Here is a 19,885-nt window from a genome sequence, read left to right on the forward strand (position 1 = left end):
GGTCGGAGGAAGTACCAAGACCTGCTCAGAACGGCAGGATTTCGTTCACGGTCAGGGAGTCGAGGTCCAGCGAAGCGCCGCGGCGGCGGTCGCGGGAAGCGGGCTCGTCCGCCAGATGCAGCGCCCTGCGGCGGGCATCCTGGTACGAGTCCGCTTCCACCACGAACGTGTGGCTGCCGACGCTTCCTTCGGGAGTCCTCATGAGAAAGGTGACGGACCAGAAGAACATTGGTCTGCCTCCGGTTTCGGGTCGAAGGCTGGTCTGCGTTGTGCCCTGGAATCAGTGTTGACCCGCGGGCACCGATGCGTCCAATGCATATATCGCAATCACTGAATGCAGGGGGCGCATATACGGCCGTCCTCGTCGCGCGAGGCGGCTCAGGATGCCGCAGCCTCGGTGGCCGCGGCGGCCAACTGCTCGATGATGGCGGGAAGTTGCTCGGTCACCTCGGCGTCCTGAACGGGCTGGACGTCCGCGAAGCGGGCCCGTGATCCGGGGATCGCGAGCGGGGCGTGGTCCAGGACGACGGCACCGGCGACACCGAGGGCCCTGCGTGCGTCGTCGTGCGCCCGCGCCCCGCCGAAGCGGCCGGCGGACGCCCCGATGACCGCGGCCGGCTTGCCGGCGAGGGCGGCCGAGCCCCGGGGCCGGGAGCACCAGTCGATGGCGTTCTTCAGCGCCGCAGGGAGGGTGCCGTTGTGCTCGGGCGACAGCAGGAGGAAGGCGTCCGCGCCGTCGGCGGCCTCCCGGAGCCGCGCGGCGGCCGCGGGGACGCTGCCCTCGACGTCGATGTCCTCGTTGTAGAGGGGGACGTCGGCGAGTCCCTCGTGGATGTCGATCTCGACGCCCTCGGGGGCGAGCTTGCCGGCGGCCTGGGCCAACTGGCGGTTGTGCGATCCGGAACGGAGGCTTCCCACGAGGGCGAGGACGCGTATGGGCATGACGGAACTCCTGTCGGGTCGAGCGGGGAGATAAGGGGGGAGAAGGAAGGAGTACGGCGGGCTCGTCACACCTTCCGCATGGCGCTGATCACGCTGTCCACATGGCGTCTCGCGGCGGCCTCGGCCGCCTCCGGGTCACGGTTGGCGATCGACTCGATGATGGCCAGGTGCTGGGGCAGCGACACGGCCGGGCGTCCGGGCTGGAGGGCCAGCTTGTACTGGTGCCGGATCAGCTGGGCGCGCAGCCGGTCGATGAGTTCGGCGGCGGCCTTCTGGCCGGACATCTCCAGAACGAGCCGGTGCATCGCCTGGTTGAGCTGCGAGTACTTCAGCGGCTCACCCGCCGCCACCGCCGCCTGCATCTCGTCACCGAGCCCGCGCAGCCGGGCGATGTCGTCGTCGGTGGCCCGCTCGGCCGCCTTCGCGGCGCACAGCCCTTCGAGGACCATCCGGCACTCGGTGATGGCGATGGCCTCCTCGATGGGGACCACGCGCACACGGGCACCGCGGTTGGGGATCCGCTCGACGAGGCCCTCCGCCGCCAGGTCAAGCAGCGCTTGGCGGAGGCTGGCTCTGGTGACGCCGTAGGTTTCGGAGAGCTCCACCTCGACCAGCCGCTGACCGGGGACCATCTCCCCGGACAGGATCGCCTTGCGCAGCTCATCGGCCGCGCGGCGCGCTGCAGTGACCCCACGTGACATCTCGGGTCTCCCTTCTTTTTCCTCAACGTAGCCAATGGCTGACCATATTGTCAACAATCACGTAGACAATCACCGCCGCCCGGACAACCCCGGGACGCCCGGCGAGCAGCGCCGCGAGCACGGTCGCGAGCGCCACTGCGGCCACCCCGCCCAAGATTAGTTCACACAATCATCGCCGAGATTGTTGACAATCTTTGGCGAGCGCCGTCACTCTCATGGAGACGCAGGGCCACGGAACGGCCCGAACCGGCGCATTCCGGATGAAGTCCCTGTGTCCCGATACGGCGACGTGCGCATGGCGCGGGCCACGGTCTCACCGGCCCCGATGCGTTGTGGACAAGGAGATTCGATGAGTTCAGTCCCAGATGCTGGGCCGCTGCTCGTCATCAGTGCCCATGCCGGTGACTTCGTGTGGCGTGCGGGCGGCTCGATCGCCCTGGCGGCCGAGCGCGGCGAGCGGGCGAAGGTGGTGTGCCTCAGCTTCGGCGAACGGGGTGAGTCCGCCAAGGCATGGCGGGCGGGCAGGACGCTGAAGGAGATCAAGGAGATACGCCGCACCGAGGCGGAGAACGCCGCCGCGGCCCTCGGCGCCGAGATCGAGTTCCTGGACGCGGGCGACTACCCGCTGCAGGAGAGCGCCGAGCTGGTGGACCGGCTCGTCGGCGTCTACCGGGAGCTGAACCCCTCGGTGGTGCTCACCCACCCGCTGACCGACCCGTACAACGGGGACCACCCGGCCGCGAGCAGGATGGCGCTGCAGGCCAGGGTGCTGGCCCAGGCGGTCGGCTACGACGCGCCGGGGGAGCCGCTGGGCGCGCCCCCGGTCTTCTTCTTCGAACCGCACCAGCCGGAGCAGTGCGGCTTCGTCCCCCAGGTGCTGCTCGACATCACCGCGGTCTTCGACAAGAAGCGCGCGGCCATGGAGTGCCTGCCGGCGCAGCAGCACATGTGGGACTACTACACCGACCTGGCCAGGCGGCGCGGTGTGCAGCTCAAGCGCAACGCGGGACCCAATCTCGGGCTGCCCCATGCCACCATGGGTGAGGCGTACATGCGGTTGTACCCGCAGGTGACGGATGTGCTGCTATGAGGACCGTCGTCGTCACAGACCCTCCGCGCGCCGATGTCCGCCAGGCCGACGAGCTCGGCCGGTACGGCGTGGCGACCGTGCACGAGGCCCTGGGCAGGACCGGGTATCTCGGTCCGGGGCTGCGCCCCGCCTGGCCGGGAGCACGCATGGCCGGCAACGCCGTGACCGTGCTCTGCTGGCCGGGTGACAACCTGATGATCCACGTGGCCGTGGAGCAGTGCCGCGAGGGCGACGTCCTCGTGGTCACCACCACCTCACCGAGCACCGACGGCATGTTCGGCGAGCTCTTCGCCACCGCGCTCCAGCGCCGCGGGGTACGCGGCCTGGTGATCGACGCCGGGGTCCGCGACGTCGCGGATCTGCGGACGATGGGCTTCCCCGTGTGGTCGGCCGCGGTGAGCGCCCAGGGGACGGTGAAGGCCACGGCGGGCGCCGTGAACGTACCCGTCACCCTCGGCGGCCGGCAGGTCCGGCCGGGAGACACCATCGTGGCCGATGACGACGGTGTGCTGTGCGTCCCGCGTGAGGACGTGGCGCGGGGCATCAGCGCCGCGCACGCCCGGTCCCTGCGCGAGGAGGAGGCCCGTGCCGCCTTCCGGGAGGGCGAGCTCGGTCTGGACCGCTACCGGCTGCGCGAGCGGCTGCCCGGGATGGGGATCCGCTATGTGACCTCCGCCGAGTACGCCCGTCTGCTGGAGGGCGGGACGCCCCCGGGCTCCGCGCCCGCCGGCAGCGCGACGGGGGGTGCGTCATGACGGCTTCCGAGGCGGGTGTCCGCTGTCTGCTGATGCGCGGCGGAACGTCGAAGGGGGCCTACTTCCTGGCGGAGGACCTGCCGCGGGAGAAGGCCGAACGCGACGACCTGCTGCTGCGGATCATGGGCAGCCCCGATCCGCGCCAGATCGACGGCATCGGCGGTGCCCACCCCCTGACCAGCAAGGTCGCCGTCGTGTCACGGTCGGCCGACCCCGCCGCCGACCTCGACTACCTGTTCCTTCAGCTGGGCGTCGAGGAGGGCACCGTCTCCGAGCGGCAGAACTGCGGCAACCTGCTGGCCGGCGTGGGACCGTTCGGGGTGGAGCGCGGTCTGATCGCCGCGGGCGCCCCGTTCACGGACGTACGCATCCGGATGCTCAACATGGGCGGCGGCATCGCCACCGCGCGCTTCCCCACCGTGGACGGTGGCGTGCAGTACGCGGGCACGACCGCCATCTCGGGCGTGCCGGGCACGGCCGCGCCGATCGTCCTGAACTTCACCGGCACCGCGGGCTCGGTCACCGGGCAGCTGCTGCCGACCGGCAAGGCCCGGGACGTGATCGACGGCGTCGAGGTGACCTGCGTGGACAACGGCGTGCCCGTCGTCGTGGCGGCCGCCGAGGACCTGGGCATCACCGGGTACGAGCCGGCCGAGGAACTCGCCCGCGACCACCGGCTGCGCGACCGGGTGCAGTCGCTGCGGCTCCAGGCCGGGACGATGATGGGACTCGGCGACGTCTCCGGCACCTCCGTGCCCAAGACGACGCTCGTCGCCGCTCCGCGGGACGGCGGGACGCTGTGCACCCGCACCTTCATCCCCCTGCGCCCGCACACCTCCATCGGCGTGCTCGGAGCGGTCGGCGCACTCACGGCGGCGCTCGTCGACGACGGGGTCGCCCGGCGGTTCGCCGTCCTGCCCCCCGACGGGCACCCCCTGGACGTCGAGCACCCCACCGGCCACACGCAGATCGAGCTGGAGATCGACACGGCGACGGACCCGCCGACCGTGCGGCGCGCGGGCAACGTGCGCACCGCCCGCAAGCTCTTCGACGGAACCGTCTTCCCCCGCCACAGCGCACGCCCCGGCCCAGGACGGAGAACACCATGACACTGCTGCACGAGGTCGCCCACCTCGGCCATGTGGAACTGCTGACCCCGGAACCGGACAAGAGCCTGTGGTTCTTCACCGAGCTGCTCGGCATGACCGAGAACGGCACCGACGGTGACTCCGTCTACCTGCGCACCTGGGACGACTACGAGCACCACAGCCTGAAGCTGACCGCCCACCACACCTCCGGCATCCGCGGCACCGCGCTGCGCTGCTCCAGCGAGGAGGCGCTCAAGCGCAGGGTCGCCGCGATCGAGGAGACCGGAGCCGGCCTCGGCTGGCGCGACGGCGACGCCGGACTCGGCGCCACCTACTGCTTCCGCGACCCGGACGGCCACGAGATCCAGCTGTACTGGGAGACCGAGTGGTACCAGCCGCCGGACGAGCTGCGGCCGGCGCTGAAGAACCAGGCCCAGGCCTACCCCGGGCGGGGCGTGGGCGTACGGCGCCTCGACCACGTCAACTTCCTCGCCGCGGACGTCGAGCGCAACGGCACGTTCCTGTGCGACGCCCTCGGCGCCCGGGTCACCGAGCAGATCGTGCTGGACGACGGCACCATCGGCGCCCAGTGGCTGCACTTCGCCAACAAGTCCTACGACCTCGTCTACACCGAGGACTGGACGCAGAGCAACGGGCGGCTGCACCACATCGCCTTCGCGACCGACACCCGCGAGGACATCCTGCGCGCCGCGGACATCTTCCTGGACAACGGCGTCTTCATCGAGACCGGACCGCACAAGCACGCGATCCAGCAGACGTTCTTCCTCTACGTCTACGAGCCCGGCGGCAACCGCGTCGAACTGTGCAACCCGGTCGCCCGGCTGATCCTCGCCCCCGACTGGCGTCCCCTGACCTGGACCCAGGACGAACGCGCCAAGGGCCAGGCCTGGGGTCTGAAGACCATCGAGTCCTTCCACACCCATGGCACACCACCGGTCGGCTGAGCCGCCCGCCCACCAGAACGAGGAGAGCCGCAGTGCAGTACACCGAGGCGGAAGAAGTGGTGCGGGCGCATCGCGCACTCGCCGTGGTCGGCCAGTCCGACATGGTGTGGGGACATGTGTCCCTGCGTGATCCGCACGGGCGCGGGATCTGGATGAAGAGCGCCGGCTGGGGCTTCGAGGAGGTCGGCACCGAGCAGATCGTCCTGGTCTCCATGGACGGCGAGGTGCTCAGCGGCACCGGCAAGCGCCATCTCGAGTGGCCCATCCACACCGAGATCATGCGGGCCAGGCCGGAGGTCACCTGTGTGGTGCACACCCATGCCACCCCGGTGATCGCGTTCGCCTCCCTGGGCGTGTCCCTGCTGCCGGTCGACCGCGACGGAGTGCTGTTCACCGACCCGCAGATCCCCCGCTTCACCGTGACCGGGGGCCTGGTCAAGACCACCGGGCTCGGCACGGCACTCGCCGACACCCTGGGCGGCGCGCCCGCCTGCCTGATGCCCACCCACGGAATGGTCGCCGTCGGAACCGACACCGCGCACGCGGTGATGCACGCCGTCCTGCTGGAACGCGCGTGCCGGATGCAGCTGCTGGCGGCGTCCGCGGGCGGCCCGACCCTCTACTCCAACCACCACGAGGTCCTGGCCAAGCGCGAGGAGTGCTGGCCGGACAGCCAGATCCAGGCCGGCTGGGAGTACCTCGTCCGGCAAGCAGAACTCGCGTACCCCAAGGAGATGCCATGACAGCCGAGCCGACACTGCCCGCGGGCGCTTCCCGCCCCGTCGACGTGGACGCGTTGAGCGAGGCCACCCGCAACCGCACGTGGTCCATGCTCATCGCGGGAGAGCTTGTGCCGGCCGGATCCGGGGCGAGCTACGAGGACGTCTCCCCCGTCACCGGGAAGACGGTCGCACAGGTGCCGGACGCGACCGCCGAGGACGTCGAGACGGCCGTCGTGGCGGCGCGCGCCGCCTTCAAGGAGTGGGCGGCGACGCCGATCACCGAGCGCGCCCGGGTGGTCCGCGAGATCGCCCGCCGGGTACGGGAGCACGCGCCCGAGTTCGGCGCGCTGGACACCCTGGACGGCGGCAACATCATCCGGCTGTCCACCGCGGACGCCTACGCCGGCGCCGACGCCCTCGACTACTTCGCCGACTGCGCGGTGGCCCTCAAGGGCGAAACGGTGCCGATCTCTCCGTCCGCCCTGCACTACACCACCCAGGAGCCGGTCGGCCTGGTGGCCCGCATCATCCCCTACAACCACCCGATCATGTTCGCCACCGCCAAGATCGCGGCGCCGCTGGTCGCGGGCAACTGCGTGCTGCTCAAGCCTCCGCACCAGACTCCGCTGTCGGCCCTGCGGCTGGGCGAGATCGTGGCGGACCTGCTGCCGAAGGGCGTGCTGTCGATCATCACCGGCCAGGGCCCCGAGACGGGTCAGGCCCTGGTCGAGCACCCCGACATCCGGCGGATCGCCTTCATCGGCAGCCCGCAGACGGGACTGCGCGTCCAGCGCGCGGCGGCCGAGACCACCGTCAAGCACGTCACCCTCGAACTGGGCGGCAAGAACGCCCTGATCGCCTTCCCCGACGCCGATCCGAAGGCCGTCGCCGCGTCGGTGGTCCGCGGCATGAACTTCACCTGGGCCGGACAGTCCTGCGGTTCGACGAGCAGGCTCGTGGTCCACGAGGACATCCGCGAGGAGACGGTCGCCGAAGTCGTCCGTCTCATCCGGGACATGCGCATCGGCGACCCCTTCGACGAGCAGGCCGACGTCGGCTGCCTGGTCTCGCCCGAGCAGTTCGCGAAGGTCAACAGCTACCTGTCCATCGCCACCGGGGAAGGAGCGACGTGCGCCGTGGGCGGCGCCCCCAACCAGCCGGCGGCGCGGCCCCACGCGCTGATCGTGGAGCCGACCGTGTTCACCGGCGTCACCCCGGACATGCGCATCGCGCAGGAGGAGGTCTTCGGCCCGATCCTGTCCGTCCTGAGCTTCACCACCGAGTCCGAAGCCGTCGAGATCGCCAACTCCGTGGAGTACGGGCTGACCGGCTCCGTGTGGACCGACGACCTGCGCAGGGCGCACCGCGTCGCGGACGCCCTCGACACCGGCTACGTCTGGATCAACGACTCCGCACGGCACTTCGCCGGCACCCCCTTCGGCGGCTGGAAGGCCTCCGGGCTCGGCCAGGAGGAGTGCGTCGAGGAGCTCGTCAGCTTCACCCAGCCCAAGGCCGTCCACGTCAACTACGCCTAGCCACCGGAAGACTCCCCGCCCCGCGGGCGGCGCGTGGCACCGCCCGCGGGGAGGGCCAGAAAGGAACGTGAGGACCGTGGCAAAGAGTTCTGCCGTCTTCCGGCGGCACCAACAGCAGGAAGGCAGCACACCCATGAGCAAGTCCGCCGGCCCCCTCGACGACGCCGGGATAGAGATCGACGGCGTCGGCAAAACGTTTCGGTGGCGGAACAAGGGCGTCGCGGAGGAGGTCGTGGCCCTGGGCAAGGTGGACTTCACCGTCCGGTCCAACGAGTTCCTCGCGGTGATCGGCCCCAGCGGCTGCGGAAAGACCACCCTGCTGCGGACCGTGGCCGGGCTGATCAAGCCCGACCGGGGCGAGATCCGCGTCGGCGGACGGCCGGTCACCGGACCCGGCGAGGACCGGGCGGTGGTGTTCCAGCACTTCGGCCTCTTCCCCTGGAAGACCGTCGTGGACAACGTCAAGTTCCCGCTGCGCATGCGGGGCGTGCCCGACAAGGAGGCGGCGGCCACCGCCCGCGCGAACCTCAAGAAGGTCGGTCTGGAGGGCTTCGAGCGCAGCTACCCGCACCAGCTGTCCGGCGGCATGCAGCAGCGGGTGGGCCTGGCCCGGGCGCTCGCGACCGACGCGCGGATCCTGCTCATGGACGAGCCGTTCGGCGCGATCGACGCCCAGACCCGGGAGTTCATGCAGGAACAGCTGATGAAGCTCTGGGACGAGAACAAGAAGACGGTCGTCTTCGTCACCCACGACCTCGACGAGGCCGTCAGCCTCGCCGACCGCATCCTCGTGCTCTCCCGCCGGCCGAGCCGGGTCCGCGCCGTCGTCGACGTCGACCTCCCCCGGCCCCGCTGGGACTACGACGTACGCAGCGAGCCCGCGTTCGCGGAGGCCCGGCGCACCATCTGGGAGATGCTCCGCAGCGACCTCGTGGAGGAAGAGGAAGGGGCGGGCATCCATGCGGTCTGAACGCTTCTCCCCTCGCGCCGCGCTCGGCCGGGCCGCGCCTCACCTCGCGTTCGCCGTCGTCTTCTTCGGCGCCTGGGAGCTCTACGGCCGGTCCGACGACGCGCAGCTCCCCGCGGTCTCCGCCGTCGCCACCGCCATGGCCGACATCACTGCCGACGGCTCCCTGCCCAGCGCCCTGGGCTCCAGCATGCAGCTGCTGGTCATCGGCTTCCTCAGCGCGGCGGTCGCCGGGTTCGTGGGAGGCGTCCTGCTGGGCCGCTACCGGCCGCTCGACCGCACGCTCATGCCCTTCCTGAGCGCGCTGTACGCCGTCCCCACCGTCGCGCTGGTTCCCCTGGTACTGGTGTGGCTCGGATTCGGGCTGAGCGGCCGGGTGACCGTCGTGTTCCTCTCCTGCTACTTCCCGATCATGATGAACGTCTACGCCGGCGTCCGGGACACCCCGCCCGAACTCATCGAGGTCTCCCGCTCCTTCCTCGTCAAGTCCGAGTTCGGCCTGCTGCGCACCGTCGTCATCCCCGCGGCCGTCCCGTTCATCATGTCCGGACTGCGCCTGGGCATCGGCCTGGGAGTGGTCGGTATGGCCGTCGCCGAGGTCTATCTGCGCCTCGGCGGGATCGGAGCACTCATCGCCGCCTACGGCGCCACGTTCCGGCTCGACTACCTGTTCGCCGCGATCATCCCGCTGCCCCTGCTCGGGCTCCTCCTCACCAAGCTCTTCACCCTCATCGAGCGCCGTGCCGACGCATGGCGAGCCGGCTGAGCCGTCGCGTCCTTCGGCCGGCGACACGACACCGCGAACCGCAACCCCTGGACTGTGCCATGCAGACGATTGCCCTCACCGACCAGAAAGCCGACAGGCCCCCACCCCGCAAGCCACCCGGCCGCGTCCGACGCCTGTGGGCCCGGATGTGCACCCCGGAGTTCTACTCGCCCGCCTGCTTCCTCCTCGTCTTCTTCATCGCGTGGGAGATCGCGGGCCGCCGGATCGACCCCCTCCTCTTCGCCCCGCCGTCCCGGGTGGCAGAGGCCTTCGTCGACCTGGCGGCATCCGGTGAGCTGGTCACCGCGACCCTCACCACCCTCAACGCCCTTCTCGCCGGCTTCGGACTGGCCGTCCTGATCGGCCTGCCCTTCGGCGTCCTCCTCGGCCAGGGCAGCGTCTTCGGCCGCGTTCTGGAGCCCTACATCAACGCCGTCTACGCCACCCCGCGCGTGGTCATCGTCCCCCTGGTCATCATCTGGTTCGGGGTGGACTACTCCGGCCGGGTCTTCCTGGTCTGGCTCGGCTCCGTGATCCCGGTGATCATCAACACCGCGTACGGGGTCCGCAACGCCCGGCCCGACCTCATCGAGGTCGCCCGGTCCTTCCAGACCCCCCGCCACCAGCTCATCCGCCACGTCCTGCTCCCCGGCGCACTGCCCTACATCGCCGCGGGACTGCGCATCGCCGCGGGCCGCGCCGTCATCGGCGTCCTCGTCGCCGAGATCTTCCTCCAGAACACGGGACTGGGCGGTGTCATCCAGACCAACGCCGCCTTCTTCCGCACCGCCCCGATGCTCGCCGCGGTGATGCTCGTCGGCCTGATCGGCACGCTGTTCATCAGCTCGGTCAACGTCCTGGAGAAGCGCGTCGCCGACTGGAAGACGGCGGGCCGGGCCGAGTAGCCCGCGGCACCGCCCGTCCCCACCGCACCGCGCACCCGACCCCCCAGCCGCCGCCCCCCGCCTCTTCCCACCCACCGCCGGAAGCCCCCCCGCCGGCACGTCCCCGAAGAACAGGAACTCCCATGCAACACCGCACCGCACTCCGCCTCACCGCGGCCTTCGCCGCCATCGCCCTCGCGGCAGGCTGCAGCAGCGCATCGGACCAGGACTCCGGACCGCAGACGGCACCGAGCAGCGAGTTCGACTTCGACCTGGAGGGCCAGACCATCCGGCTGGGGCTCACCCAGCCCAGCGCCTACCAGATGGGCTCCTACTACTCCCGCGACCTGCTCGAGCAGTGGGGCGCGAACGTCGAGACCCAGGTCCTCGGCAAGACCACCGGAGTCGAGGCCATCGTCGCCGGCCAGCTCGACGTCGCGGCCCGGAGCCAGGAGGAGGCCCTGCGCGGCTCGGACTCCGGGGCGGATCTCACCGCCATCGGCTCCTGGCTCAGCTCCATCCCCTACGTGCTCATCACCAAGAAGGAAGTCAGCGACGTAGCCGATCTCAAGGGCCGCAACCTCGCCGTCGCCGGCCCGGCGAGCTTCGACAACCTGATGTTCCGCTACATCCTCGAGAACGAGGGTCTCGACCCCGAATCCGACGTCACGTTCACGGCGCTCGGTGCCCCGCCCGACCGTACCTCCGCGATGCTCTCCGGACGCGTCGACGCGGCCCTCCTCTTCGTCGACGGATGGATCTCCATCGAGGAACAGGCCGACGATCTCAAGAATCTCGGATATCTCAACGACACCCTTCCCGACCCCGGAATCGACAACGGATTCTGGTACGGCGACACGGAATTCCTGAAGAGTTCCGGTGACGTTCCGCTCGCCATCGCGTGCGCCAACCTCGAGGCCAACGCCTGGGCCAAGGACAAGGACGCCTTCGTCTCGTACACCCTCGACCACGTCAAGGGCGCCCTCGAACCCGACGTGGCCGCGGCCTACGACGAGGCACAGCGGCTGAACATGTTCCCGACCACGCCCGAGGAACTGCTCAAGACGGACCGCATCGACAACCTGGTCGGCATCCTCGCCGACCACGACATCGTGAAGGACGACCTCGACCCGAAGCAGATCGTCGACAGCAGCTACCTGGAAGAGGCCGCGGAAATGGGCTGCGGATCCTGATCCCGTAGGCCTCCGCGCCCACCGCACCGCAGCACCGTCGCCCGCCATGACGCATGGCGGGCGACGGTCTTCCGCATACGTCCGGCGCATCCCCGCCGTTCCGAACTTACATTTCACTCATGACAATGCACGGTGCATTCTGAGGTGCACCCGACACACCACAAAGGAAAAACTCATCGATGAGGAGCCCGCATTGTCATCCGTTCACCCGAAGAATTCCGGACGACGAGCCACTTCCCTGTGGACGGCCGCCGGCATCCTCGGCTGTGTCATGAACCCGGGCAGCACCCCGCTCTTCCTCGCCCTGATCGCCCTGATCGGCGCCGGTGCGCAGAGCGCGCTCAACCTCATCACCGCCTCGGTCGCCGACACCTACCCGGTGACGCTGCGCGCCACCGCCATCGGCTGGACCCACGGCGTCGGCCGGGGCGGGGCCATTCTGGCGCCGCAGCTCGGCGGCTGGATCCTGGCCGCGGGCTTCGGCCCGCACGCCGTCCTGGGCACGTTCGTCGTCACCGCGGCCCTGGGCGGTCTGTTCATGCTCGTGCTGACGGCGATCGGGGTGGCGGCGGCCGTGCGCCGCGCTCCGGCACCGCTCGTGTCGACGCGGAGCCGGTAGGCGGCGCACGGTCTCAGTCGGTCCCGGGGCGCGGATGGGCCAGCAGCCGGCGGGGGTCGGACGCCCGGGTGATGGCCGACTCGACGGCGGCGATGCGCTCGCCGAGCAGGGTCAGGGCGTCCACCGCGCGGGCCGCGGGATCCTCGCCGTGACCGGCCGCGCTCCGGGTGCGCACGTGGGCGGCCTTGAGCTCGGCCCAGCGGGCCGCCCCGTCGGGGGTGAGCGTGCCGCGCAGTTCGGCCAGCTTGAGCAGGCTCGCCTCGGCGCCGCTGGTGAGCGTCTGCGCCTCGGCCGCGTAGTGGTCGTCGATGACGGCGGTCAGCTCGGCGTCGTTCATGACGGGCTGGATCCGCTGGGCGATCCGGTTCATGTTGCGGTAGGAGCCCTGGAGGCGAAACGGCGGCTCGGTACGGGCCTCGTCGGACTGGGCGGCTGAGGCGATGTAGGCCTCGTTGACCGCGAGCACCGTCCGGCGGGCGGTGAGCAGATGGCGCAGCACGGCCAGGATCCGGTCCAGTTCGGTGGGCGGGTAGGGGTGGACGAGCCGGTCGGGGCGGGCCGTGGGGTCGCCGGCGGCGAGGCGGATCAGCAGGTCCAGGTCGGCGCGGTCGCGGGAGGCGAGCGGGGCGAGCACCGGGTTGGCGGTGAGGGCGTTCTCGACGAAGCTGAGCGCGAAGACGTCCTCCTTGCCGGCGAGGACGTCGCCGAGGTTCCACACGTCGGCGCGGTTGGCCAGCATGTCGGGGACCCGGAAGGCCTCGCCGGACTCGGTGTAGGGGTTGCCGGACATGCAGACGGCGAACCGCTTGCCGCGCAGGTCGTAGGTGCGCGGTTCGCCCTCCCACACGCCTTCCATCCGGCGGGTGGCGTCGCACAGCGGGATGAACTTCTGCAGCAGCTCGGGCGAGGTGTGCTGGATGTCGTCGAGGTAGAGCAGGGTGTTGTTGCCGGCGGCCAGCGCGAAGTTGATCTTCTCGACCTCCTGGCGGGCGGTGGCGTTGGGCGCCTCGGCCGGGTCGAGTGAGGTGACCGCGTGGCCGAGTGCCGGGCCGCTGATGCGGACCAGGACCAGACCGAGCCGGTGCGCCACGTACTCCACGAGGGTGGTCTTGCCGTAGCCGGGCGGGGAGACGAGCAGCAGCAGTCCGCCGGTGCCGGTACGGGCGGACTCGCCCGTGGTGCCGAGCTGTTTGGCGAGGCTGTCGCCGATCAGCGGCAGATAGACCTCGTCGACCAGCCGGTTGCGGACGAACGAGGACATCACGCGCGGCCGGTGGTCGTCCAGACGCAGCCGGGTGCGTTCGGCGACCACGAGGGCGGTGCGGCGGCGCTGGAAGGCGCGGAAGGCGGGGCCGTCGTGGTCCCTGAACTCCTCGGTGCGGTAGAGGAATTCGTCGAGGCGGAGGGTGAGGCGGCGGTCGGTGATCCGGGGGTGGGTGGCGATCAGCCCGTCCACCGTGACGGTCAGCGGGGCGTCCGATTCGTGGCGGGGCACGTCCGGGCAGAGTTCGGCGGCGACGGCCTCCGCGAGGTCGCCGGGCGTCACCGGGTCGCCGGCGGCGGTGGTGTACGCGGTCAGCCAGGCCTCGACCAGTTGCCGGCGGGCGGTGAGATCGGCGAGGGCGGGAAGGTCCTCGTCGTAGGCGTCCGTGGCGACCGTGCGGCGGAACTTGTCGAGCAGGGTGCGGGCCCGGGAGCTGATCACGAAGCCGTCGGGGCCGGTGGTCAGTTCGTCGAAGAGGTACGCGGCGCAGGCCTCGGGGCGGACGGCGGCGCCCGCGTCCCACTCCCCCACCGCGCGGGCCAGTTCGGCGCGCAGCGCGTCCAGCGCGGGCGGCGGGCCGAAGGCGTCACGGACCCGGGCGAGGGAGCGGGCGCGGCGGGTGAGGTCCTCGCGCTCCCGGTCCGTGGTGCCGTGGGCCCAGTAGAGCAGGGCGTGGGCACGGGCGGCGGAGGCGTGGCGCAGGGTTCCGGCGCCGTCGTACAGGGGCAGCAGGGCGGTGAGGATCGCGGTGGCGTCGTGGTCGTGGACGCCCCGCTCGTAGCCCTCGTCGTACGCCTCCTCGGCGGCCTTGCGGACCAGGGCGGCCAGGTCGTCGGCGCCGGCCAGGGCGTCGGGGCCGTGCTCGTGCAGCAGGCGGGCGGCGAGGTGTTCGGCGCGGTACACCTCCGGTGACTCGGAGGGCAGGTGCCGCTGCCACAGGGGCCGGTCGGCGAGCAGGGCCGGGTCGGTGACGGGGGCGCGGTAGTCGGTGCCGGTGAGGGCGACGGCGAGGCCGTCGCCGTGCGGGACGACGGTGAGGTCGAAGGGCTGGGTGGAGACGGCGAAGCGGTGGCCGCCGAGGCGGATGACGCGGCCGCCGTCCGCGTAGAGGTCGGTGCGGTCGCGCAGGGCGCGGGCGGCCTCCTCGTGGGCGGAGCGCAGTCGGCCCTCGAGTTCCTCTGCCCGTACCCGGTCGCCGAGTTCGCGCAGTTCGCCGGCGGTGCGGCGGACCTTGGCGACGAGCGGGTCGGAGGCGAAGTAGGTGCTGACCGCGTCGGTGTCGGTGAGGGAGGCGGAGCGGCGGGCGATCGTCTCCAGGACGCGGTCGGCGGCGGAGGCGAGCTGTTCGGCGCGGCGGGCGCGGGCGTCGGTGAGGCTCTGCTTGCGCGCGGCGAACGCCTCGTAGATCTCGGTGCGCTTGGCGGCGAGTTCGCCGAGGACGTCGTCGAACTCGGCGAAGCGGGACTCCAGCGACTCCAGCTGGGTCAGCACCCGGGTGAGCTGGTCGTCGCAGTGCTCGGGGTCGTCGGCCGCCGCGAGGGCGCCGGTGACGGTCTGGCCGAGCAGGGCGAGTTCGGCGGCGAACCCGGCGCGTGCCTCCTGGTCGAGGAGGCCCCGGCGGTGGGTGTCGAGGGTGGCGCGGGCGCGGTTGACGCCGCCCATGGCGTCGGCGACGCGTTCCAGGACGGTGGTGCGGACGGTGGCGTCGGTGATGTCGAGTCCGGCGACCACCTCGGTCACCGTGCGCAGTCCGTCGGCGAGTTCGTCGAGGCGGGCGGCGACGGGGGCGGCCTCGGCGGTGGTGGTGAGCGACTCGATGTCGGCGTGCAGCCGTTCGAGGTCGGTGTGGTGGGCGGCGAAGGCGTCCTCGCGGGCCAGGAAGGCGATCGCGCGCTGCCCGAAGGAGGCGAGGTCCGTCTCGGCCGTCCCGGCCAGCTCGTCGATGCGGTCGTGGTCCGCGTACCGCATGTCCTTCAGGGTCAGCAGATGGCCCTGGGCGTGGCGGAGTTCGGTGAGGCCGGTGACCCAGGCGGTGGCCTCCCGGGGCTGCTCGCCGCGCAGCCGGCGCACCACCGAGGCGATGCGGTCCGCGGCCTCGTCGAGCGCCTCGGCGGCCCGGCGGGTGAGGTCGCGTACGGTCTCGAACTCGGCCAGCACCTGCTCGGCGGTGGTACGCACCTGCTCCAGCGGGGTGCGCAGGTCGCCGAGTTCCGGCTCGCCCAGCCAGTGGTGGGTGTCCAGGGCGCGGACGCAGGCGGCCGCGAGGGTGGTGTAGATCTCGGCCGTCGGGGTGGTCTCGGCGGCGGAGCGGGCCAGGGACAGGCAGTCGGAGATGCCGCGGACGAGGTCGGCGTTGCCGACCCGGGCCAGTGCGCCCTCGCCGGCGGGCAGTGCGGCGGCGTGGGTGTCGGAGACGTAGGGCGACTCCCACAGCTGGACGGGGTGGACGCGGGCGGGCTCGTCGCCCTCGGGGCGCAGCAGGACGAGCTGTCCGTCGTCGAACAGCGCCCAGCCGTGGCCGGCCATGGGGGTGGCGACCGCCTCGCGGATCTGGTTGTACGACAGCAGCAGGGCGCGTCCGCGGGCGGGCGCGTGGAACGCGTAGAGCACGTCCTCGCCGTGGGGCGAGCGCACCTCGCGTTCGAACTCCATGCCGTCCGTGTCGAGTTCGTACGTCTTGTGGGTGCCGGCGGCGAGGCAGTAGCCGCCGGGGAAGACGATGCCCTGGTCCTCGGGCAGCCGGCGGCAGCCCTGTCCGATGCCGTCGAGGCGGACGACGGTGCGGGTGAGGGTGTTGAAGACCAGGTGGCGGGGCGCGGTCTCCTTGTAGGGGAGCACCCGCAGCAGGATCAGCGGGCCGACGCGGGCGTGGGCGATGTCGGCGTCGGCGAGGGACTGCAGGGGCTCGTCGACCGGCTCGGCGTGGATGCCGTCGGGGGTGGTGGTGTCGTTCTCGGTCTTGACGGTGAGGGTGCCGCCGAGGGTGTCGACGTAGATCTCGTCCTGGACGCAGACGTGCGGGTGGCGGCCGAGGACGTGGTTCTCGCGGGTGGCGGGCGTCCAGACGATGTCGGCGGGCGGGGTGGCCGCGTGGTCGCGGTCGCCGCGCGCGTCGAGGAAGGCGGTGCGGCCGTCCTCGGTCACCGACCAGCGCAGGACGCGGATGTCGCCGGGCTTCTCGCCGGTCTGGAAGACGGCGAGCAGCTTGCCGTCGACGCGGCGCAGCCGCAGCAGCCGGGCCTGGCGGTAGTAGCGGTGCAGGGCGGCGAACTCGCGGACGAAGTCGGGGTCGTCGAGGAGTCCGGGCACCGCGTCCTCGGGGAGGCGGCGCAGGTCGCGGTCGTGCGGGGCGAGCACGTCGCCGACCGCGGTGTCCCGGTCGGGCCGGGGCCGGGCCTCGTAGCCGAAGAGGAGCACGTCGCCCACGGCGACGATGTCGCGCGGGATGCTCGCGCGGTCGGTGCGCAGCCGCTCGGTGCCGGTGAGGCGCAGTTCGGGGGCGCCGAACTCCTCGGCGCGGCGGTGGTTCAGCGCCTCGGCACGGCGGGCGAGTTCGCCGGCCTGCGCGGTGAGGCGGTCGCGCAGTACCTGGTAGGCGCCGCCGTCGACCGCCGGCCCGGCCCCGCCCGGGGCGGGTGTACGGGACGCCTCGTGGGGCGCGTCCGGGCCGGGAGCCGTGCTGGTTCCGGGTGCGCCCGGGCCCGGCGTTGCGCGCGGGGCCGGGTTCGTGGGCTCGTGGGTGCCGGTGGTCATGGCTGCCTCTCGGGATGGGAGCGGTCGGGAGCCGCCGTCCCCTGTGCGGCGGCTCCCGACCGGATGGCGGTCAGGTCCTGGCGCGGCCGTTCAGCTCGGCCAGCGGTGTGTCGGACAGACCCAACTCGCCCGCTTTCTCGATCAGTTCACGGAACCGATCGGTGTGCTCCCCGCCCTGGCGCATGAGCCGCATCAGCAGCGCGGAGACCGTGAGGTTCTGCACGTCGCCCGTGGAGACGGAGCCGAGGATCCGGCTCAGGTCGTCGGTGAAGCTGGCCGAGCCGTCCAGCCAGGGGCCGGCGAGGGCCTGTGCGGTCTCGGAGTTCTTGACGAAGCCGTCCACGCCCTTGCCGAGCGCGATGGAGGACATGAGGCGGTCGAAGAACACCGACTCCCCGCCGACGATGTTGATGTCGGCGCTCTCCAGGCCGGTGGCGAGGACGGTGGCCTGTGCCTCGGCGACCTGCCGCTGCACGTCCAGTCCGGCGAGCCGGATGTCCTTCTCGGCTTCCAGCCGCAGCCGGTACTCCTCGTGGCCGCGCGACGCCTCGTCGAGGGCGGCCATCGCCGCCGCCTTCTCGGTGAGGCCGGCCGCCTCGGCGCGGAGCTTGCCGCTGATGGCTTCCGCGTCAGCGAGGGCCTTGGCGCGTGCGCCCTCGGCCTCAGCGCGCAGCCGGGCCTGGGTGGCCTCGGCCTCGGCGCGGCCCGCCTTCTCGATGACCTCGGCCTCCTTGTCGCGGACCTGGACGGTGGCCAGTCCCTCGGCGGCCGACTCCGCCTGGATCCCCTCGGCCAGCCGCAGCTTGGCCTGTGCGTCGAGGTCGGCGGTCTTCAACCGGGCCTCGGCGAGGGTGAGTTCCTCGGCGGCGCGGTGGGTGGCGGCCTGCTCGGCGGCCTCGGCGGCCTTGATGTCCTTGACCAGCTTCTCCTGCGCCTCGGCCTCCGCGGCGATGATGACGGCCTGGCGCTCCCGCTCGGCCTCCTCCACGGCCCGCAGCCTCTTGATGGACTCCTCCTGCTCGGCGACGGTACGGTCCACCGCCACCCGCTCGCGGATGACCTCGGCGATCTCCCGCTTCTCCGCCTCGACCTCCTTCTCGGCGGAGATCCTGGTCAGTTCGGTCTCCCGGTCCCGGGCGATGACCTCCAGCAGGCGGTCCTTCTCGATGCGCTCGCTCTCCACGGCGAGGACCCGCTCGCGGTTCTTGGCGGCGACGGCGACCTCGCGTGCCTGGTTCTCGCGCTGCACGCCGAGCTGTTCCTCGGTGCGCAGGAAGGCGCTCTGCGCGCGCAGCCGCTCCTCCTCCACCACCCGCGCGGTCTCGGCCTCCTCACGGGCCCGTACGGTCTCGATCTCCCGCTTCTGCTTGCTCTCGGCGTCGGCCTGCCGGCGCTCCAGTTCCAGGATCGCCTCGCGTGCGTCGACGTCCTGCCGGGTGATCTCCTTCTGCTCGTTGCGCTGGGCCTCGTTGGTGCGGACGTGCTCCACGGCCGTGAGCTCGGTGATCTTGCGGATGCCCTGCGCGTCGAGCACGTTGCCCGGGTCGAGCTGGGTCAGCGGGGTCTGCTCCAGGAAGTCGATCGCGGCGTCCTCGAGGTGGTAGCCGTTCAGGTCGACGCCGATGACCTCGATGATCCGGTACCGCAGCTCCTCGCGCTTGGTGTAGAGGTCGGTGAAGTCCATCTGCTTGCCGACGGTCTTGAGCGCCTCGGAGAACTTGGCGTGGAACAGTTCCTGGAGGGTGTTGCGGTCGCTGGCCCGGGCGGTGCCGACGGCCTGCGCGACCTTGATGACGTCGTCGACGGTCTTGTTGACCTTGACGAAGAACGTGATGCGGATGTCCGCGCGGATGTTGTCCCGGCAGATCAGGCCTTCCTTGCCGGCCCGGGTGATCTCGATGGTCTTCACCGAGATGTCCATCACCTCGGCCTTGTGCAGCACCGGCAGCACGACGGAGCCGGTGAACGTCACGTCCACCTTGCGGACCTTGGAGACGATCAGCGCCTTGCCCTGCTCCACCTTGCGGAAGAGCTTGGTGACCAGCAGCAGACCGATGAGCACGAGCAACAGGGCGACGCCGGCGAGTACGGCGAGGCCCACGGTGGCGGCATCCATGGGAGACGTCCTTATGGGCTGAAATAGTGGCAGAAGTCGGGTGAGGCGGTGCCTCGTTGGCGGGACGGGCGAATGACCGGTGAAGGAGGAGACGGCTCAGCGGGCGCTGTGGTTCTGCGACGCCCGCGGACTGAGGCCGTCCACTCGTCGGCGCTCCGCGCGCCGGGCCCCGTCCCGGTCCGCACCGCGTGAGCGCGGGGACCGGGACGGCCAGGGTTCGTCGGGGCAGGGCCGGTGCGACGGCCGCCCGTACCGGGTGACGGGCGGGACCGCGGCCGCGTCGCATGTGCGCATCTCCGCCCCCTCCCGTTCACCGCTCGACGACTTCGGGCAGCACTGCTCCCCTCCGGGCTCCGGCGCGGACACCTGCCGGTGTCCGGCACCGGAACCTTCCGCGGTGCTCCCCGGGAAGCATGATGCCCGATCGGGGCGGACCGGCGCATTGCCGGATTCCGGCAAGTTTTACTAGGGTCTGCATGCCGACGCATGCACACGAACGCATCAGGGATGCGTCAAGAGTTGGGG

At 71.4% G+C, this 19,885-nt stretch carries 16 protein-coding genes; 11 read left to right on the plus strand and 5 right to left on the minus strand.

What is annotated here, in order from left to right:
- Nucleotides 1–25: 25 nt before the first annotated feature.
- The 3 genes from AC5L3C_RS08225 to AC5L3C_RS08235 all read right to left on the minus strand — a co-directional run bounded on the left by AC5L3C_RS08225 (nucleotide 26) and on the right by AC5L3C_RS08235 (nucleotide 1,643).
- Nucleotides 26–202, minus strand: coding sequence for a hypothetical protein (locus AC5L3C_RS08225; RefSeq protein ID WP_240661129.1), 177 nt, complete (start codon nucleotides 200–202; stop codon nucleotides 26–28).
- Between the two features lie 176 nt (nucleotides 203–378).
- Nucleotides 379–942 (minus strand): NAD(P)H-dependent oxidoreductase, encoded by a 564-nt coding sequence (locus AC5L3C_RS08230; protein WP_493648053.1) that lies wholly within the window; start codon nucleotides 940–942, stop codon nucleotides 379–381.
- Nucleotides 943–1,007: 65 nt separating this feature from the next.
- A complete protein-coding gene (locus AC5L3C_RS08235; RefSeq protein WP_493648055.1) occupies nucleotides 1,008–1,643 on the minus strand; it encodes a GntR family transcriptional regulator in 636 nt (211 codons plus the stop codon).
- A gap of 349 nt (nucleotides 1,644–1,992) precedes the next feature.
- On the opposite strand from AC5L3C_RS08235, the gene AC5L3C_RS08240 reads away from it, so the two are divergent.
- The 11 genes from AC5L3C_RS08240 to AC5L3C_RS08290 all read left to right on the plus strand — a co-directional run bounded on the left by AC5L3C_RS08240 (nucleotide 1,993) and on the right by AC5L3C_RS08290 (nucleotide 12,227).
- Nucleotides 1,993–2,733, plus strand: coding sequence for a PIG-L deacetylase family protein (locus AC5L3C_RS08240; RefSeq protein WP_493648056.1), 741 nt, complete (start codon nucleotides 1,993–1,995; stop codon nucleotides 2,731–2,733).
- Nucleotides 2,730–3,488, plus strand: coding sequence for a 4-carboxy-4-hydroxy-2-oxoadipate aldolase/oxaloacetate decarboxylase (locus AC5L3C_RS08245; RefSeq protein WP_493648058.1), 759 nt, complete (start codon nucleotides 2,730–2,732; stop codon nucleotides 3,486–3,488). Before AC5L3C_RS08240 ends, AC5L3C_RS08245 begins: the two co-directional genes overlap by 4 nt.
- Nucleotides 3,485–4,597 carry a 4-oxalomesaconate tautomerase gene (locus AC5L3C_RS08250; RefSeq protein ID WP_493648060.1) on the plus strand — a complete coding sequence of 371 codons (1,113 nt, stop codon included), beginning with the start codon at nucleotides 3,485–3,487 and terminating at the stop codon, nucleotides 4,595–4,597. The genes AC5L3C_RS08245 and AC5L3C_RS08250 overlap by 4 nt, the downstream gene beginning before the upstream one ends.
- Complete coding sequence (locus AC5L3C_RS08255; protein ID WP_493648062.1) at nucleotides 4,594–5,541, plus strand: catechol 2,3-dioxygenase; 948 nt, start codon at nucleotides 4,594–4,596, stop codon at nucleotides 5,539–5,541. Before AC5L3C_RS08250 ends, AC5L3C_RS08255 begins: the two co-directional genes overlap by 4 nt.
- A 32-nt stretch (nucleotides 5,542–5,573) precedes the next feature.
- On the plus strand, nucleotides 5,574–6,284 hold the full coding sequence (locus AC5L3C_RS08260) for a class II aldolase/adducin family protein (protein WP_493648063.1): 711 nt from the start codon (nucleotides 5,574–5,576) through the stop codon (nucleotides 6,282–6,284).
- Nucleotides 6,281–7,798, plus strand: coding sequence for an aldehyde dehydrogenase family protein (locus AC5L3C_RS08265; RefSeq protein WP_493648065.1), 1,518 nt, complete (start codon nucleotides 6,281–6,283; stop codon nucleotides 7,796–7,798). The genes AC5L3C_RS08260 and AC5L3C_RS08265 overlap by 4 nt, the downstream gene beginning before the upstream one ends.
- Before the next feature lie 76 nt (nucleotides 7,799–7,874).
- Nucleotides 7,875–8,768: an ABC transporter ATP-binding protein gene (locus AC5L3C_RS08270; protein WP_493648066.1), complete on the plus strand. Its 894-nt coding sequence runs from the start codon at nucleotides 7,875–7,877 to the stop codon at nucleotides 8,766–8,768.
- Complete coding sequence (locus AC5L3C_RS08275) at nucleotides 8,758–9,531, plus strand: ABC transporter permease (RefSeq protein ID WP_493648067.1); 774 nt, start codon at nucleotides 8,758–8,760, stop codon at nucleotides 9,529–9,531. Before AC5L3C_RS08270 ends, AC5L3C_RS08275 begins: the two co-directional genes overlap by 11 nt.
- A gap of 59 nt (nucleotides 9,532–9,590) precedes the next feature.
- Nucleotides 9,591–10,436, plus strand: a complete 846-nt coding sequence (locus AC5L3C_RS08280) for an ABC transporter permease (RefSeq protein WP_493648069.1) — start codon at nucleotides 9,591–9,593, stop codon at nucleotides 10,434–10,436.
- Between the two features lie 122 nt (nucleotides 10,437–10,558).
- The gene (locus AC5L3C_RS08285) at nucleotides 10,559–11,608 is read left to right on the plus strand and encodes an ABC transporter substrate-binding protein (RefSeq protein WP_493648070.1); all 1,050 of its coding nucleotides are present in this window, start codon (nucleotides 10,559–10,561) and stop codon (nucleotides 11,606–11,608) included.
- Nucleotides 11,609–11,879: 271 nt separating this feature from the next.
- Complete coding sequence (locus AC5L3C_RS08290; protein ID WP_493648072.1) at nucleotides 11,880–12,227, plus strand: hypothetical protein; 348 nt, start codon at nucleotides 11,880–11,882, stop codon at nucleotides 12,225–12,227.
- Between the two features lie 13 nt (nucleotides 12,228–12,240).
- On the opposite strand, the gene AC5L3C_RS08295 is transcribed toward AC5L3C_RS08290, so the two are convergent.
- The gene (locus AC5L3C_RS08295; RefSeq protein WP_493648074.1) at nucleotides 12,241–17,244 is read right to left on the minus strand and encodes a DNA repair ATPase; all 5,004 of its coding nucleotides are present in this window, start codon (nucleotides 17,242–17,244) and stop codon (nucleotides 12,241–12,243) included.
- Nucleotides 17,245–17,314: 70 nt separating this feature from the next.
- On the minus strand, nucleotides 17,315–19,360 hold the full coding sequence (locus AC5L3C_RS08300) for an SPFH domain-containing protein (RefSeq protein WP_493648076.1): 2,046 nt from the start codon (nucleotides 19,358–19,360) through the stop codon (nucleotides 17,315–17,317).
- Nucleotides 19,361–19,885 lie beyond the last annotated feature (525 nt).

Source organism: Streptomyces speibonae (assembly GCF_984686075.1).